16 protein-coding genes are annotated in these 13,692 nt (G+C 42.1%); 6 read left to right on the forward strand and 10 right to left on the reverse strand.

Annotation, left to right across the window (positions count from 1 at the left end; genetic code table 11):
- The first annotated feature begins 166 nt into the window (after positions 1-166).
- The 3 genes from EC328_RS10380 to EC328_RS10390 are packed head-to-tail and all read left to right on the forward strand — an operon-like array spanning position 167 to position 1,711.
- Positions 167-760 (forward strand): recombinase family protein, encoded by a 594-nt coding sequence (locus tag EC328_RS10380; protein WP_128426721.1) that lies wholly within the window; start codon positions 167-169, stop codon positions 758-760.
- Positions 761-785: 25 nt separating this feature from the next.
- On the forward strand, positions 786-1,256 hold the full coding sequence (locus EC328_RS10385) for a hypothetical protein (RefSeq protein ID WP_164906102.1): 471 nt from the start codon (positions 786-788) through the stop codon (positions 1,254-1,256).
- Positions 1,257-1,258: 2 nt separating this feature from the next.
- A complete protein-coding gene (locus EC328_RS10390; protein WP_128426723.1) occupies positions 1,259-1,711 on the forward strand; it encodes a hypothetical protein in 453 nt (150 codons plus the stop codon).
- A 141-nt stretch (positions 1,712-1,852) separates the two neighbouring features.
- On the opposite strand, the gene rlmD is transcribed toward EC328_RS10390, so the two are convergent.
- From rlmD to EC328_RS10435, 9 genes are all read right to left on the reverse strand, one after another.
- Positions 1,853-3,490: a 23S rRNA (uracil(1939)-C(5))-methyltransferase RlmD gene (gene rlmD / locus EC328_RS10395; RefSeq protein ID WP_128426724.1), complete on the reverse strand. Its 1,638-nt coding sequence runs from the start codon at positions 3,488-3,490 to the stop codon at positions 1,853-1,855.
- Positions 3,491-3,594: 104 nt separating this feature from the next.
- Positions 3,595-5,010: a transglutaminase domain-containing protein gene (locus EC328_RS10400; RefSeq protein WP_128426725.1), complete on the reverse strand. Its 1,416-nt coding sequence runs from the start codon at positions 5,008-5,010 to the stop codon at positions 3,595-3,597.
- A gap of 35 nt (positions 5,011-5,045) precedes the next feature.
- Positions 5,046-6,107, reverse strand: a complete 1,062-nt coding sequence (locus EC328_RS10405; RefSeq protein ID WP_128426726.1) for a type IV pilus twitching motility protein PilT — start codon at positions 6,105-6,107, stop codon at positions 5,046-5,048.
- Positions 6,100-6,567: a hypothetical protein gene (locus tag EC328_RS10410; protein ID WP_128426727.1), complete on the reverse strand. Its 468-nt coding sequence runs from the start codon at positions 6,565-6,567 to the stop codon at positions 6,100-6,102. Before EC328_RS10410 ends, EC328_RS10405 begins: the two co-directional genes overlap by 8 nt.
- Entirely contained in the window at positions 6,564-7,076 is a 513-nt protein-coding gene (locus EC328_RS10415; RefSeq protein ID WP_128426728.1) for a type II secretion system protein, read from the reverse strand. Before EC328_RS10415 ends, EC328_RS10410 begins: the two co-directional genes overlap by 4 nt.
- Before the next feature lie 17 nt (positions 7,077-7,093).
- Positions 7,094-7,579, reverse strand: a complete 486-nt coding sequence (locus EC328_RS10420; protein ID WP_128426729.1) for a DUF4860 domain-containing protein — start codon at positions 7,577-7,579, stop codon at positions 7,094-7,096.
- A gap of 8 nt (positions 7,580-7,587) precedes the next feature.
- Complete coding sequence (locus tag EC328_RS10425; RefSeq protein ID WP_128426730.1) at positions 7,588-7,899, reverse strand: hypothetical protein; 312 nt, start codon at positions 7,897-7,899, stop codon at positions 7,588-7,590.
- A gap of 18 nt (positions 7,900-7,917) precedes the next feature.
- A complete protein-coding gene (locus tag EC328_RS10430) occupies positions 7,918-8,976 on the reverse strand; it encodes a type II secretion system F family protein (protein ID WP_164906103.1) in 1,059 nt (352 codons plus the stop codon).
- Between the two features lie 89 nt (positions 8,977-9,065).
- Positions 9,066-9,326, reverse strand: coding sequence for a MoaD-like domain-containing protein (locus EC328_RS10435; protein WP_128426732.1), 261 nt, complete (start codon positions 9,324-9,326; stop codon positions 9,066-9,068).
- Positions 9,327-9,529: 203 nt separating this feature from the next.
- Here EC328_RS10435 and ilvB point away from each other — a divergent pair, with 203 nt between their 5' ends.
- The 3 genes from ilvB (at position 9,530) to EC328_RS10450 (ending at position 12,983) form a co-directional block, all read left to right on the forward strand.
- Entirely contained in the window at positions 9,530-11,179 is a 1,650-nt protein-coding gene (ilvB, locus tag EC328_RS10440) for a biosynthetic-type acetolactate synthase large subunit (RefSeq protein WP_128426733.1), read from the forward strand.
- A complete protein-coding gene (gene ilvN / locus EC328_RS10445) occupies positions 11,179-11,661 on the forward strand; it encodes an acetolactate synthase small subunit (RefSeq protein WP_128426734.1) in 483 nt (160 codons plus the stop codon). Before ilvB ends, ilvN begins: the two co-directional genes overlap by 1 nt.
- A gap of 161 nt (positions 11,662-11,822) precedes the next feature.
- A complete protein-coding gene (locus EC328_RS10450) occupies positions 11,823-12,983 on the forward strand; it encodes an ATP-grasp domain-containing protein (RefSeq protein WP_164906104.1) in 1,161 nt (386 codons plus the stop codon).
- Positions 12,984-13,031: 48 nt separating this feature from the next.
- On the opposite strand, the gene EC328_RS10455 is transcribed toward EC328_RS10450, so the two are convergent.
- Positions 13,032-13,691, reverse strand: a complete 660-nt coding sequence (locus EC328_RS10455) for an amino acid ABC transporter ATP-binding protein (RefSeq protein ID WP_128426736.1) — start codon at positions 13,689-13,691, stop codon at positions 13,032-13,034.
- Position 13,692: the final 1 nt, after the last annotated feature.

A 13,692-nucleotide genomic window follows, 5' to 3' on the forward strand; every position in this document is an offset into this window, starting at 1 on the left:
TCGGGATTCGTGGAAAATAAGAATTTTGATTTTATGCGGTCTTTGAGGCGTATAAAATGATGCAAATGTCAAAGAAAGAAAAATGACGGTTTTCTTTACACTCTTGGAAATTCAGGCGTTCAGGCAGTAGATGAAGATGTCAATGAAAAGGAAGGAGGTTTTAATTATGAGTACAATCTATGGTTATTGCAGATGTAGTACTGATGAATCAAGACAGGATATTGACCGTCAAAGGCGAGAACTACGGAAACTGGGTGTAAATGACGAACACATCTACTTTGAATACGTAAGTGGCAAGAAACTTGTCAAGGTTGAGTGGGAGAGGCTATTGGAAAGAATTGAGGAAGGCGATGCGATAGCTACTACCGAGGTGAGCCGTATATCAAGGTCTACCAAACAGTTGTGCGAAATTATCGAAATAGCTCAGGAAAGGCGAATAAAACTCATTATAGGAGGTCTGGAAATAGATTGTAGCAAGGATGACCCTATGAGCCGAGGAATGATTCTAATGTGGGGCGTGTTTGCCGAGCTTGAGGCTGCGATTATTTCGCAGAGAGTTAAGTCAGGCATGGCAAATGCTAAGGCAAAGGGTGCTGTGATTGGACGACCTAAAACTACACTGGATAACATACCCACTGGATTTCTTCGCCATTATCCAAAATACAAGTCTGGGGACTTAACCCTTACTGAACTGGCTCGTGTATGTGGTATTAGCAGGCAGACGGCTTACAAATACAAGACGATATATGAAGGCCAATAAAACTGATTTAAGGGAGGATTTTAATATGGATATTGAATTTAGGTCATATTGCATGAAGTGCAAAATATGGGTAGGCAGTGAAAAAACACATAAATGTTCGACAGAGAATTTAGTTGTGGCTGATAAAGAAATGGTAGGGATTGTAGACAGGTTGTACATGATGGGGATTACGCCGATGGTTGCGGTGTGGTCTACCACGGAGCTGGGAGAAGCAAGTGACTCCAAGTACTTAATAACAATTAAGATTGATATTGGCCAAAAGATAAGCGAGGCTGTGCTGGGAGAACTGCCCGCAGGCTGGCAATATCATTGGCATACTGTGACCCCTGATAGGTCGGAGTTACATATGATTGCCTACGTGGAACATTGGTATAACCTTGGATTCGGTGAGAGTGCAGAAACTCGAGTATATGAACTGATAAAACAATTTGAGGACTACTTGGACACAAGGGATTGCGAGGCTGTAAAGGCATTACTCCTACTATTGGAGGTATGAGTATGGTTGTCGAAACTAAAAGTTATTGCATGATTTGTAAACAGGCCATCACAAATAGCACTGAGCATGAGTGTCAGATAAAACGACAGGTATTGACTGACCCCATACTGGTTGGTATAGTGGACAGACTTTATAACCTTGGACTTGAGCCTGTGATGGCAATTTACAGCGTCAATAGCGTAGGCACTGCTTCTGATATGTACCATCCGAGTATCGTTATCCAGTTATCTAAACATTTAAAGTATAAGATACTGGGAGAATTACCCGCAGGCTGGAAGTACTGCTGGAATGATGGAAAGGTCTTTTCATTGGATTATAATGACTCGCAGAGCTATACTGACGCTGAGGAGTCAGAAGAACACATAAAAGAAGTCGTCAAAGACTTTGAGGCGTTTCTGGATACCCGAGACGTAGAGAGTACAAAAGCTCTAATGCTTCTGATGGCTTGCGGATAAAACCCTTGCCTCTAAAGAGTTTCTTCTAATTATATACCGTATGTTTATCGTCCTACTATTTTTTTTCGCCATAGGCCGTTATGGTGCAGATAAAGGAAAAGACCCTCTCGGAGCGAATAAAACGCTCCGTGAGGGTTCTTCTTAATCTATTACCTTGAAATGACGTAGTGCATCTTTGATAGCCTCTACTTTGTGTTGAGGTGCTGGTTTATATGGGTGTTTCAATTCTTCCACTGCGTTTGGTGCGTCGTACATAGGGAGGCCAAGACTGCGTTTAACCTCTGCAATATAAGCACTGTGAACTTTGAAGCCGTACTTTTTCATTATATAATCCTGTATCAACTTATAGGTAACACGGTCTGGCTGGGTTTCTCTGTCCTCACTATAGTCCATTTTTATGCTGATAAAATCGTCAGGTTTTTTGTGGGACAATAAAACAACCGTCTCCACATGCGGGGTTTTTGGAAATTGGTCCACACATTTAGCTCTTTTTATTTTATAACCTTTTTCTACGAATATTTTCAGATCCCTTACAAGAGTCACAGGGTTACAGGACACATATACAAAGGTTTCTGGTCTGAAGTCTATGATCTTCTCGATGGATTTTGGATGAATTCCATCTCTCGGGGGATCGAGAATTATTAGATCAGGCCTATATTCCAGTTTTTCAACTCCATGGAATACATCATCAGCTATGAATTCTACATTGTTAAGCCCGTTAATCTTGGCATTATCTCTTGCTTTTTCAACAGCCTCTTCCACTATTTCTATGCCAATTACCTTTTTTGCTACTGCTGCCATCATTTGGGCTATGGTCCCTGTACCGGAGTAAAGGTCGAATATTATCCTGTCTCTTTTATCCCCGGCAAATTCCCTTGCCATTGAATACAATCTTTCCGCCGACGAAGTGTTTGTCTGGAAAAATGAGAAAGGAGAAATGTCGAACCTGAGACCCAGGATCTCTTCTCTAATGTTGTCCTTCCCGTATAAAAGCTCCATTGAATCGGCTGTTACCGTGTCTCCAAGGCCGTCATTTATTGTGTGGAGTATTCCGGTTATGCTGCCATTAATATTTCCCCTCAATTCAAGGAGTATATTTTTAAATGCTTCTCTGTCTATGAACTCTTGGCTTGAAGTCACTAGATTTACAAGGATCTCTCCTGTGCTGTGGGCTCTTCTTATAACAAGGTGCCTTAGAACACCCTCATGGTTTCTCTTATTGTAAAAGGATACTCCCAAATTGTCGAAGTGGTTTCTTACAGCCTCTCTTATTATAGTAAAATCCTTGTGGACTATATTACAGTCATAGGTATTTACAACTTCATAGAACCTGTTTTTCATGTGAAGGCCAAGAGCCAGGGGACCATCCTTTATTTCGTCACCAAAGGTATATTCCATCTTGTTTCTATATCCGCTGACTATGGGTGAAGGTTCAATTTCCTCAAGCTTTATTCCAAGTCCTTCCTTGTCAAACAGATCCTGAACCTGAGAATGCTTAAGCTTAAGCTCATCCTCATAGGAGAGCGCCTGGTAGGAACATCCCCCGCAAATTCCTATGTGAGCACAACCTTTCTGAGTTTCCAAAGGGGATCTTTCAATAACCTCGACAGGCTTTGCCTCCCAATAATCCTTTCGCCTCCTGGAGACCCTGGCTGTAATCTTTTGCCCAGGCAAACCTCCCTTGATCCTGATTGATTTCCCCTCAAACTCTCCGATCCCTTTATTTGGGAACTCAAGTCTTTCTATTCTAAATTCAATTAATCTATTCTTTCTGGGCATTCTACTCCTCCTAATAAATCAAGGGAAGACCTTCGTGTCTCCCCTTTTTGACTGTTACTATTATATAGAATATATTTCAGTTGTTCAACCGTTTTTACAAAGTATCAATATTCGTATACCTTGGTGTAATCGCTGCTGTTCTTCTGGAACGTATACTCCTGTTTGTTGCTGTAATAAACAGAATCGAAGGTCGTGTCCACCACTACCCACTTGTTGTTTATAAAGACCTCATTCCATGCATGATAAACATCCGTATACCTGTTATATCCCTTAACAAGCTTTATAGGAATACCCTCGCTTCTCTTCATAGCAGCAAATAGCGAGGAGTAATCGTAGCAAATGCCGTTGAGAACTCTCAAGGTTTCATCCGGATTCGGTGTATAGTCTGTAGTCAAACCATTGATTTTATCGTAGTTGTAGGTTACATTCTTCACTATGAAGTCATAGCTGGCGTTTATCCTTCCTGTCGTGTCCGTTAGGTTTCCGACCAACTGAAGGTTTTTCCTGGCTGCAGCGCTATCAGGCGTCCAGGTTATAGTTTGAATGGAGTTCAAATAAACTATATTTGGATCCTTAAGGTTTATGCTTAAGGTCTCCGTCTTTACATAACCATATTGGTTCCCTGATATATTATTTAAAACGCTGACCTTATACTCTCCATTTCCAAGTTGTAATGGAAAACCATGGATAACTCCATCCGGCTTTAGAGGATAGTAATATTTTGTATCTCCTTTTGCGACCATAACCTTTAGCTTCTCTGTGCCGCTGCCCTTGTAGCCTGCTCTGACAAGACCCTTGTCCTTTTGGCTCGTGTCTATATATGCTCCGGTTCCCTGGACTGTTGTTACCGTTTGTGTTGGAGAAGGCTGGATCGGCAATGGTTGAGGCTGGACTACAGCAGTTATGCCCTTGTACTTTTCGTACGTCCTTTTCATTAAGACTATAGCCTGCTCTCTGCTTGTGTTCTGAAGTGGTCCTATCCTGCTTGAATCTATCCCCTTCATTATTCCATTGGAATATACGAACTGCATAGCATCGAGAGCCCATGAGGACACCTGACCCTTATCAGTAAAAGGAAAGGAAGAACTGGTGACCTTAGTGCTGATGCCGGAGGCATTCAAGGTCCTTGTGATCATAACGGCTATCTCCTGCCTAGTTATCTTGTCATAGGGATAAAAGCTTGTGGGGGATTTCCCATTTATTATCTGCAGCCTATACGCTTTTAAAACCTCAGTGTTCTTAGTGTCACTAAAGGGATTAGCCCCTGCCAAAGCCTTATTTCCAGTCAGTCCTTCGTAGAGCTTGACTGCAAGGGAGGAAAATTCCTCCCTGGTGATATCCCTTTTATAATTGCTCATGACACCTGAGTAAGTAAGCCCATATGCGAATGCTTGTCTAAGCTCACTTTCAGCCCAGCCACTCTGAGTCCCGTCAAGATTTAATACCGTCGAGCTTGCATTTGCTACAGCCGGTACTAATATAAACACCAATATTAAAGCTATTCCAAAAAGTCTTTTCATGAAAACACCCCATTGTAAATTCAGTGAGGTCTGTTCTATTCCTCCTTAAGGTATCTGGATAGAACGTCCAGATTGAAGCTATATTGAATAGCATCATCTCTGGATATATAACCCTCATTACATAACTGGGCAAGGCTTAGATCCATGCTTGTCATACCGTCTGATCTTCCTGTTTGTATCGCAGCATCTATTTGGGGCACTTTCCCTTCCCTGATAAGGTTCCTTATAGCGGGATTCGCAAGCATTATCTCAAAGGCTGGCACTCTTCCAAGCTTTTCTGAAGGTATCAGCTGCTGGGATACCACACCCTGGAGTACAGTGGAAAGCTGAACTCTTACCTGCTGCTGTTGATTAGCGGGAAATATGTCGACGATCCTGTCTATGGTCTTTGCTGCTCCAAGGGTATGGAGCGTTGAGAATACCAGGTGCCCAGTCTCAGCAGCTGTAAGTGCAGCCGCTATGGTCTCATGGTCTCTCATCTCGCCAATGAGGATAACATCTGGTGCCTGTCTCATGGCAGATCTTAGAGCCTGGCTGTAGCTCTTAGCATCAAGACCTATCTCACGCTGGTCAACTATGCTCTTGTTATGCTTATGCAGATACTCGATTGGATCCTCAAGTGTAATTATGTGACAGGATCTATTTCTGTTAATCAGATCGATGATTTTTGACAGTGTAGTTGATTTCCCGCTACCTGTCGGACCTGTGATCAATACAAGCCCCTTTGTACGTTTATGGAAATTAAGGACCGATTGTGGTATCCTTAAATCCTCGGGTTCATCCTGGATAAAGCTCAGAACTCTTATGGCTACGGCAAATGAGCCCCTCTGGTTGTACACTACTACCCTGTACCTCCCAACTCCTTTAAGAGATACTGAAAAATCCTTGTCTCCGTTCTCAAGAAATTCCTTGTAATGCTCCTCCCTTTTAAAAAGGCTCTTGGCGAACTCCTCAGTATCCTCAGGATTTAAAACAGGATGGTCCAGGGGAACGAGCTTCCCGTCAATTTTAAATGTTGGAGGTACGCCGACTGTTATGAAAATATCTGATGCCTTCATTTCTACCGCTCTCTCAAGGAGCTGATTCGAATCAATCATCCTCGATTACCTCCACATCCTCAAATTCAATGCTTTCATCGTATTCGAAATCTTCAGGTAAAATCTTAACAGCACTTACTATAGCCTGATCTGGCGCTATCCTATATATCTCCATCTTAAGCAGAAGCTCACTTCCTGAATCATTTTTAAGTATCCTTGATATCTCAATAAGCTCAGGATAGTCCTGGATCTCTGCCTCAGTGTGTGTCGACTGTATGATTCTAATTGAATCCTCCAGCCCGATGCCACTATTTCCCTCAAGGACTTTGTTTATTGAGCTGATGAATTCTGATGCTTCACCCTCCAACAAATAATACTCCCTGGTCCAATCTGCATTCTTCTCTGCCAGTCTGTAATCGGCATACGATGATGATATCGCAAGAATGCTGAACACCATGAGAAGAAGGAAGGTTAAAATCACAAGAACGCTTGAGCTGCCTCTTCTGTTTCTAAGCATCATGGTTCGATCACCTCCAGAGGAGTCCGGATATATACCATCGTTTTCACCGAATTTAGAATCGGCTCTGCTTCCTTTCCCTTGAAGTATGGTTTAAGCCTTCGAATTTGGAGCTTTAGTTCATAAAGGGACTTATCTTCTTCTACGATATCTTCGCTTTCCATGGATAGAGTCGATACGAAGAGTATATCCTCACTATCCTCTTCAACCTCTTCCCATTCTTGATTGTAGTAGCCGGTTTTTTTAAGCTTATTTCCATATATCACAGCATACTCAGTGTACATTTTATTCAATGGCTCTTCATCCCACTGCTCTGACTTTATAGATTCAATAATCCTCGTCGAAAGGAATACACTTCTGTCAAGCTCCTCTGCACGCAGAGCTATGTCCTTCGCTCCCATAAACAGCTGGATCATAATTGTTCCGGCGATTGCCAGGGTTCCTACGGATATTATCAACTCAACTATTGTGAAGCCTCTTTTCTTTTCAGCTTTCCTAATAAACCAATTCATCCTAACCTCTCCCCGGCCTACAGCTTGGATAAATACCCTTCAATTGCTGAATTTTGCTTATCAGTTTCCAAAATAACATTAAACTGGATCCCACTGTCATCCTCCTCAAGCATAAACCCTGATAGCTCCACTATCTCAAAGCTGGAATCAGGTTCAGGCTGTCCCCCCATTGGAATAAGTGCTTCCTTTAAAAACCCTTCATGTATAAAAATTACCGTCTCATAGGGTGCACCTTCTATACTTTGGCGCATTACGAGACAGTCTCCATCGATTGAATCGTATACCGCTACTCTTATGGCACCAGCTTCCATAGACTGCCTTGCCCTGGTATAGATGTAGGATGCAGCCACCCTGAGACTAGAATTAGCATCGCTCACCCTGGTTGTCGACGTGTAAACATCCGTACCAATGGAGACCAGCGTTAGTGTAGCTGCTGAAAAAAGGATAAGCAGCACCATCGCCAGTATTAATTCCGTAGAAGCTCTTCCCTTCCTTTTTCTCATTATTGCACCTACCTTTTGATCACCTTTATTTGTGGGGCTATATTCGAACCCTGAATATCATAATGGTAATAATATGTATCCAGGTCCAAAATTACTCCATAATTGTCGCTTAAATATTCCAATGAAGGAGGGTATCCCCCCTCGAGAGCATAGCACTGAACTGAAGCCCTCATCAATTCCTCCTCTAAAGCTTCTATTGAATTCTCGCTGCTGTTTTGAGAAACTGTTGAAACTGCACTGTAAGCAGCGATCATAATTACTATCGAAACTATTATCAAAACAACTCCCTGTCCTCCCAGGGGCCTTAGAAGCTTCTTCATATCTCCACCTCCATGGAGCTATCCGATAGATGACATTATCTGGATCATCGGCAGCATTACAGTGAGCAAAACAATGCCAACGACAACTGATAGTATTATTACAAGTGTCGGTTCAATTGATGATGCTAATCTATTTGCTGATCTTTCTAGCTCCACCTCATATATTTCAGAAAGCTTTTCCAATGTGGAATCAACCTGACCTGATTTCACTCCAACTCTTATCATTTGATTGAAAAGTGAAGGGAATATACCAGCTGACTGCATAGCATCGGGTATGGATTCACCATTTAATAGCCTTCCTTGAACTTCTCTCAGCCTCTCAACAGCGAATTTATTGTCTGTAAGAGGTGCGGACATACCCACAGCTTCTTCAAATGGTATCCCTGCTTTCACCATCATGCTCATACCCTGAGAAAACCTGAGTGTGATCAGACGTTTATAAAGGCCTCCAAACAATCTGGATCCAAGAAGGAAGGAATCAAGTTTTGCTCCACCCTTGCTGCTTCTGGAATAAATAAACAGTCCAGCCACAACTGCACCTAATATCATCATGATCCAGATAGCTGCACTCTGGAGGCTTTTTGCGGTGCTTAGAAGTATCTTTGATGACTCAGGCAGATTGCCTCCAAGTGAAGAGAGAACATCCTGAAATACCGGGAATACTTTAAGCACAAGAAGCATGAGGACAGCTGACATAAGGACAAACAGGATAACAGGATAAACAAGAGCACTCCTGACCTTATACTGTATAGCCTCCTGCTTCTCGTAAAATCTGCTGAGCCTTTCCATCTCCAAATCGAGCATTCCTGTCTTCTCCGCTATTTCAGTCATCTGAATAAAATAACCAGGGAACATATCTTTACTTCGCAGGGATTCATAAAGCTTTTTCCCAGCCTTTACATCCTCATAGATCCCCGCAGAAAGAGACTTGAGCCTGCCATTTTCAAGCTCATCCTTCATTATCTCCAGCCCTTCCAGATATGGTACTCCTGACTTCATTATCACTGACAGTTGATAGGAAAACAGTGATAATTCCTCCATACTCAATTTACCAGAATTTCCTTTACCTTCACTCACAATCATTCCCCCCAGAAAAGTCACGGTTATCTGATCACTGCGTTTACAAAATTATACCCCGTAGTCCTATATAGTACGCAAAAATGGCTTTATCCTCCGCCTCTTAGGAATTTGATCCTAATAGAATCGAGAAATTCCCCTTCTATATCCTCTCTCAACCAGAGATCTATCCTGATCTGGTTCATTTTAAAAGAACCTAACCATGTTTCAGCCTCATCTCCTACCTTTGCTCTCCAGCCCTCACCAGAGTATTCATCCTTTCCGGTCTCTCTGCCGAGCTGTTGAAAGTATTCCTCAAACTCTGATCTATGAAATGATTTATATAACTTTATTATATGTTTCGTTTCCATATTAACCCTTCGTTCTTGAATGTTCTTTTTACAATAATAGTGATGCTCCTGAATAATATTTTACCATACTATTATGATGATTATGTTGAAAATTCAGAATCATATTGCTTTATTTATACATTGCATGATACAATGATAAGAAAATTTTATCTATGGTTTATTGTATCAAAGCGTTAAATTAAAATGGAGAGAGGTAGTCGCATATGAAAGCAGCCGAAGCGATAATCAAATGTCTGCAACTGGAGGGTGTAAATACGGTATATGGATATCCTGGAGGAGCGGTGCTTCCTCTATATGAAGCGATGAGAAAGCTTGATATGAAGCATGTATTGGTACGACAGGAGCAGTCAGCTGCCCATATGGCAAGTGGATATGGGCGTGTAAATAATAAAGTTGGAGTATGCATAGCAACCTCAGGCCCTGGTGCTACCAACCTGCTTACAGGGCTTGCTACAGCACACATGGATTCCATACCTCTTATAGCTATAACCGGGCAGGTCAATTCAAAGAAAATTGGGACCGATATGTTCCAGGAGGCAGATGTTGTAGGCGCTTCGGAGTCTTTTACCAAGCACAATTACCTTGTTAAGAATGCAAAGGATCTGCCGAGGATCATCAAGGAGGCTTTCCACATAGCAAATACCGGGAGAAAGGGTCCAGTGCTTATCGATATCCCTAAGGATATCCAGGATGAGGAAATAGAATTCATCTATCCTTCAGAGGTTGACATCAGAGGATATAAGCCGACTATATCAGGCCATTCCAAACAAATCACAAGGATTGTGGAACAGATAAATAATGCCCGTCAGCCAATATTGTGCCTTGGAGGAGGTATCAGCTCCTCTGGTTGCAACAAGGAGCTGGTTGAATTTGTAGAAAAAGCCAAGATGCCTGTAGTATGTACGCTTATGGGAGTTGACGGCTTCCCAAACGGCAATCCATATTTTGCAGGCTTACTGGGCTCACATGGATATCCGTTTGTAAACAAAGCTATGAATAAAGCTGATTTGATCATAGTTATCGGAGCGAGATTTGCGGACAGATCCACTGCAGTCATATCTGATAAGAATGCTTCACAGTATGTTATCCATATAGACATAGACCCTGCTGAAATAGGGAAAAATGTAAAGACTCATACACCAGTTGTTGGTGATGCGGGAGCAATTCTTCGGCAATTGAATACATATGACTATACTTCGGAAATATCCTCCTGGACAGGCGGGATAATGCTGGAGAGGAAGAGGTACATGGAGGAAAACCTTAATAGAGAATGGGATGTCCAGGGAGCAAACCCTTGTAAATTAATAAAATCAATTTCTGATAAAACAGGCAGGAAAGCTGTTGTAACTTCTGATGTAGGGCAGAATCAAATATGGACAGCTCATTATTTTCTTGCAGATGAGAGCAGGAGGTATTTTACATCGGGTGGATTGGGAACGATGGGGTATAGTCTTCCGGCTGCTATAGGTGCAAGAATGGCAGCAGATAATGATACCACAGTTACTGCTGTTATGGGAGAGGGAGGATTCCAGATGCTCATGGGTGAACTGGCTCTAGTCAGGGAGCATGATCTGGATATAAAGGTAGTGATCATAACGAATGAACGACTCGGTATGGTTCGTGAGCTTCAATTGAATGCCTATGGCAATGAAAGCTATTATGGGATCGATATTGGTTTTAATCCTGATTACATGAAGCTGGCAGAGGCTTATAACATCAAGGGGTATTTGATTGAGGAGGATTCTCAGATTGATGAAGTACTTGAGAAAGCATACGAAACAAATGAGCCGTGTTTAATTCAGTGCAGGGTAAATCCCGATTTCCCAACACTTGCACACTGGAGGTGGAGATAATGAATAAGGACAGACACGTTCTATCCATTACGGTTGAAAACTATGCTGGTACACTTAGCAAGGTGGCTGGACTCTTCACAAGAAGAGGCTACAATATTGATACCCTGAATGTTGCTGAGACGATGGACCCAAATGTTTCAAGGATAACTGTAACCGTTACAGGAGACGAGGAAGTACTGGAACAGATCACTAAACAGTTGAATAAGCTGATCAATGTTATCAAGATCACTGACCTGACATGTAAAAAGTCTATCCTGAGAGAGCTTATGTTCCTAAGAATATCTTCCACAAACGAAAACAGATCTGAGATAATCCAACTGGCAAATGTTTTCAAGGGAAAGACAGTAGATATAGCACCGAAAAGCATAACCGTTGAGGTCACAGGGGATGAGGATAAAAATAATGCATTCATTGAATTGATGAAGCCATTTGGAATCTTAGAGATTGTAAGAACAGGACTGACAGCAATTGAAAGAGGATGATTGTAACCGGCATTTTATTGGTATAATGTCAATAACCAAAAGGTTTTGCAAGGAGGCCAAGAATCATCCTTTGCTAATCATTCTAATTCTACTTTAGCATTGGGATACCTCAATTAAAAATGGAACCAAAAATAATATATAGATGTGTGAGGAGGGCTCATATGAACTACGTTCTTATATCACCTAATTTCCCACCTAACTTCAAACAATTTGCCCTAAGACTCAGAGATGAAGGGATAACTGTTCTTGGGATCGGTTCAGACTCCTACGACTCATTGGATCAAGAGCTTAAGAACTCGCTGACAGAATACTATAAGGTAGATGACATGGGCAACTACGATCAGATGCTCAAGGCCTGTGCATTTCTGACATTTAGGTATGGAAAGCTCGATAGGATAGAATCACATAACGAACACTGGCTCCTTCAGGATGCCAAGCTGAGGAAGGATTTCAATGTTTTTGGATTAAAGCCTGAAGATACCGATACAGTTAAAAGCAAGTCAAAGATGAAGGATGTTTTTAGGTCATCCGGCATAGCAGTAGCGAGAGGCAGAGTCATAGGAAATTTTGAAGAAGGAAAAGACCTGGCGATCGAGGTTGGATATCCGATGGTTGCAAAGCCCGATTCAGGGGTAGGTGCTTCACAAACTTATAAAATTGACGATGAATCACAGCTTAAGGAATTTTTCAAGGATAAACCTGACATGGACTACATATTCGAAGAATATATCGAAGGAAAAATCGTTACCTTTGATGGGTTTACGGATGCTGCTGGTGAAATAGTACAAACATCATCGATGAGCTATTCAGCCGGACTGATGGAAACGGTCAACGAAAATCTTGACAGTATATTTATTGTCGAAAAGACTATACCCAAAGATCTGGATGAAATCGGCTCTAATGCTATAAAAGCCTTTGGTTTGAAGGAGCGATTCTTCCATCTGGAGTTTTTCAGGTTGAAGGACGGAAGTTTAATGGCCTTGGAGATCAATGCAAGACCACCTGGAGGTCTTTGTCTGGATGCCTCCAACTTCGCTTCTGATTCTGACATCTACAAACAATACGCCTTGACCGTCGCAGGAAAGGCCACTGAGAAAATAATAGAACGACCTTATTACAGTGCATTTGTCGGTTTGAAGATACACCCGGTCCCACCAATCCATACTATGGAGGATAATAGATCGGCCTTAGGCGCTATGGTCGTTTACAGCGCACCAAATCCTCCCCTGTTTGCTCCATCAATGGGAGAATATGCTGTGATATTAAGGCATGTTGATTTGGATGAGCTGAGGAAGGGAATCCTGTTTGCGACAGAACGATGATTAAAACCAGTAGGTAAAAAGCAGAAGGGCGATTCGGTTCCTCCTGCTTTATTTCTTTATCTCTTCAATTTTTCCGTTTGACATTTTAATGATCCTTTCTGCTATCTCATCAACAAACTGCTCGTCGTGAGTCACTATTAGGATCGACATCCCGGTTGCTGCCAGCTTTCTTATGACACTGGATATCTGCTTTGTTGTCTCAGCATCCAAGGCTGAGGTAGGTTCATCAAAGCACAGCACAGAAGGATTCAGCATACAGGCTCTGGCGATAGCCACTCTTTGTTTTTGACCTCCGGAAAGCTGATATGGATACACATCCTCCTTATCAAGAATCTCAAGAGTCTTTAAAAGCTCCCTGCCTCTGTTTATTATCTCCTCATCTGTTCCGGTCTTAAGGTATTTTGGTGCAAGAGCGAGGTTTTCCATCACACTTAAGTGAGGAAATAGGTTGTAGCTCTGGAATACCAGACCAATCTTTTGGCCCACCAGTCTGCTGTCCTTTACATTAGTAAGATCCAAGCCATCGATAATTATCCTGCCTTCGTCGACTGTCTCAAGATGATTGAGACACCTGAGAAGAGTCGTCTTCCCCTCTCCGGATTTACCCTTGATACAAACTATCTCTCCTGGCTCAACCTTAAAGGATATGTTTTCAAATACCTTCACATCACCGAAGGCCTTGCTTATGTTTTCAACTATAACACTCATA

The sequence above is a fragment of the Gudongella oleilytica genome (assembly GCF_004101785.1).
Lineage (GTDB): Bacteria > Bacillota > Clostridia > Tissierellales > Tissierellaceae > Gudongella > Gudongella oleilytica.

What these genes read in the sequence shown, in the direction of transcription:
- EC328_RS10380 (WP_128426721.1), top strand. Translation starts at nt 167, where the DNA reads ATGAGTACAATCTATGGTTATTGCAGATGTAGTACTGATGAATCAAGA.
- EC328_RS10385 (WP_164906102.1), top strand. Translation starts at nt 786, where the DNA reads ATGGATATTGAATTTAGGTCATATTGCATGAAGTGCAAAATATGGGTA.
- EC328_RS10390 (WP_128426723.1), top strand. Translation starts at nt 1,259, where the DNA reads ATGGTTGTCGAAACTAAAAGTTATTGCATGATTTGTAAACAGGCCATC.
- rlmD (WP_128426724.1), bottom strand. Translation starts at nt 3,490, where the DNA reads ATGCCCAGAAAGAATAGATTAATTGAATTTAGAATAGAAAGACTTGAG.
- EC328_RS10400 (WP_128426725.1), bottom strand. Translation starts at nt 5,010, where the DNA reads ATGAAAAGACTTTTTGGAATAGCTTTAATATTGGTGTTTATATTAGTA.
- EC328_RS10405 (WP_128426726.1), bottom strand. Translation starts at nt 6,107, where the DNA reads ATGATTGATTCGAATCAGCTCCTTGAGAGAGCGGTAGAAATGAAGGCA.
- EC328_RS10410 (WP_128426727.1), bottom strand. Translation starts at nt 6,567, where the DNA reads ATGATGCTTAGAAACAGAAGAGGCAGCTCAAGCGTTCTTGTGATTTTA.
- EC328_RS10415 (WP_128426728.1), bottom strand. Translation starts at nt 7,076, where the DNA reads ATGAATTGGTTTATTAGGAAAGCTGAAAAGAAAAGAGGCTTCACAATA.
- EC328_RS10420 (WP_128426729.1), bottom strand. Translation starts at nt 7,579, where the DNA reads ATGAGAAAAAGGAAGGGAAGAGCTTCTACGGAATTAATACTGGCGATG.
- EC328_RS10425 (WP_128426730.1), bottom strand. Translation starts at nt 7,899, where the DNA reads ATGAAGAAGCTTCTAAGGCCCCTGGGAGGACAGGGAGTTGTTTTGATA.
- EC328_RS10435 (WP_128426732.1), bottom strand. Translation starts at nt 9,326, where the DNA reads ATGGAAACGAAACATATAATAAAGTTATATAAATCATTTCATAGATCA.
- ilvB (WP_128426733.1), top strand. Translation starts at nt 9,530, where the DNA reads ATGAAAGCAGCCGAAGCGATAATCAAATGTCTGCAACTGGAGGGTGTA.
- ilvN (WP_128426734.1), top strand. Translation starts at nt 11,179, where the DNA reads ATGAATAAGGACAGACACGTTCTATCCATTACGGTTGAAAACTATGCT.
- EC328_RS10450 (WP_164906104.1), top strand. Translation starts at nt 11,823, where the DNA reads ATGAACTACGTTCTTATATCACCTAATTTCCCACCTAACTTCAAACAA.
- EC328_RS10455 (WP_128426736.1), bottom strand. Translation starts at nt 13,691, where the DNA reads ATGAGTGTTATAGTTGAAAACATAAGCAAGGCCTTCGGTGATGTGAAG.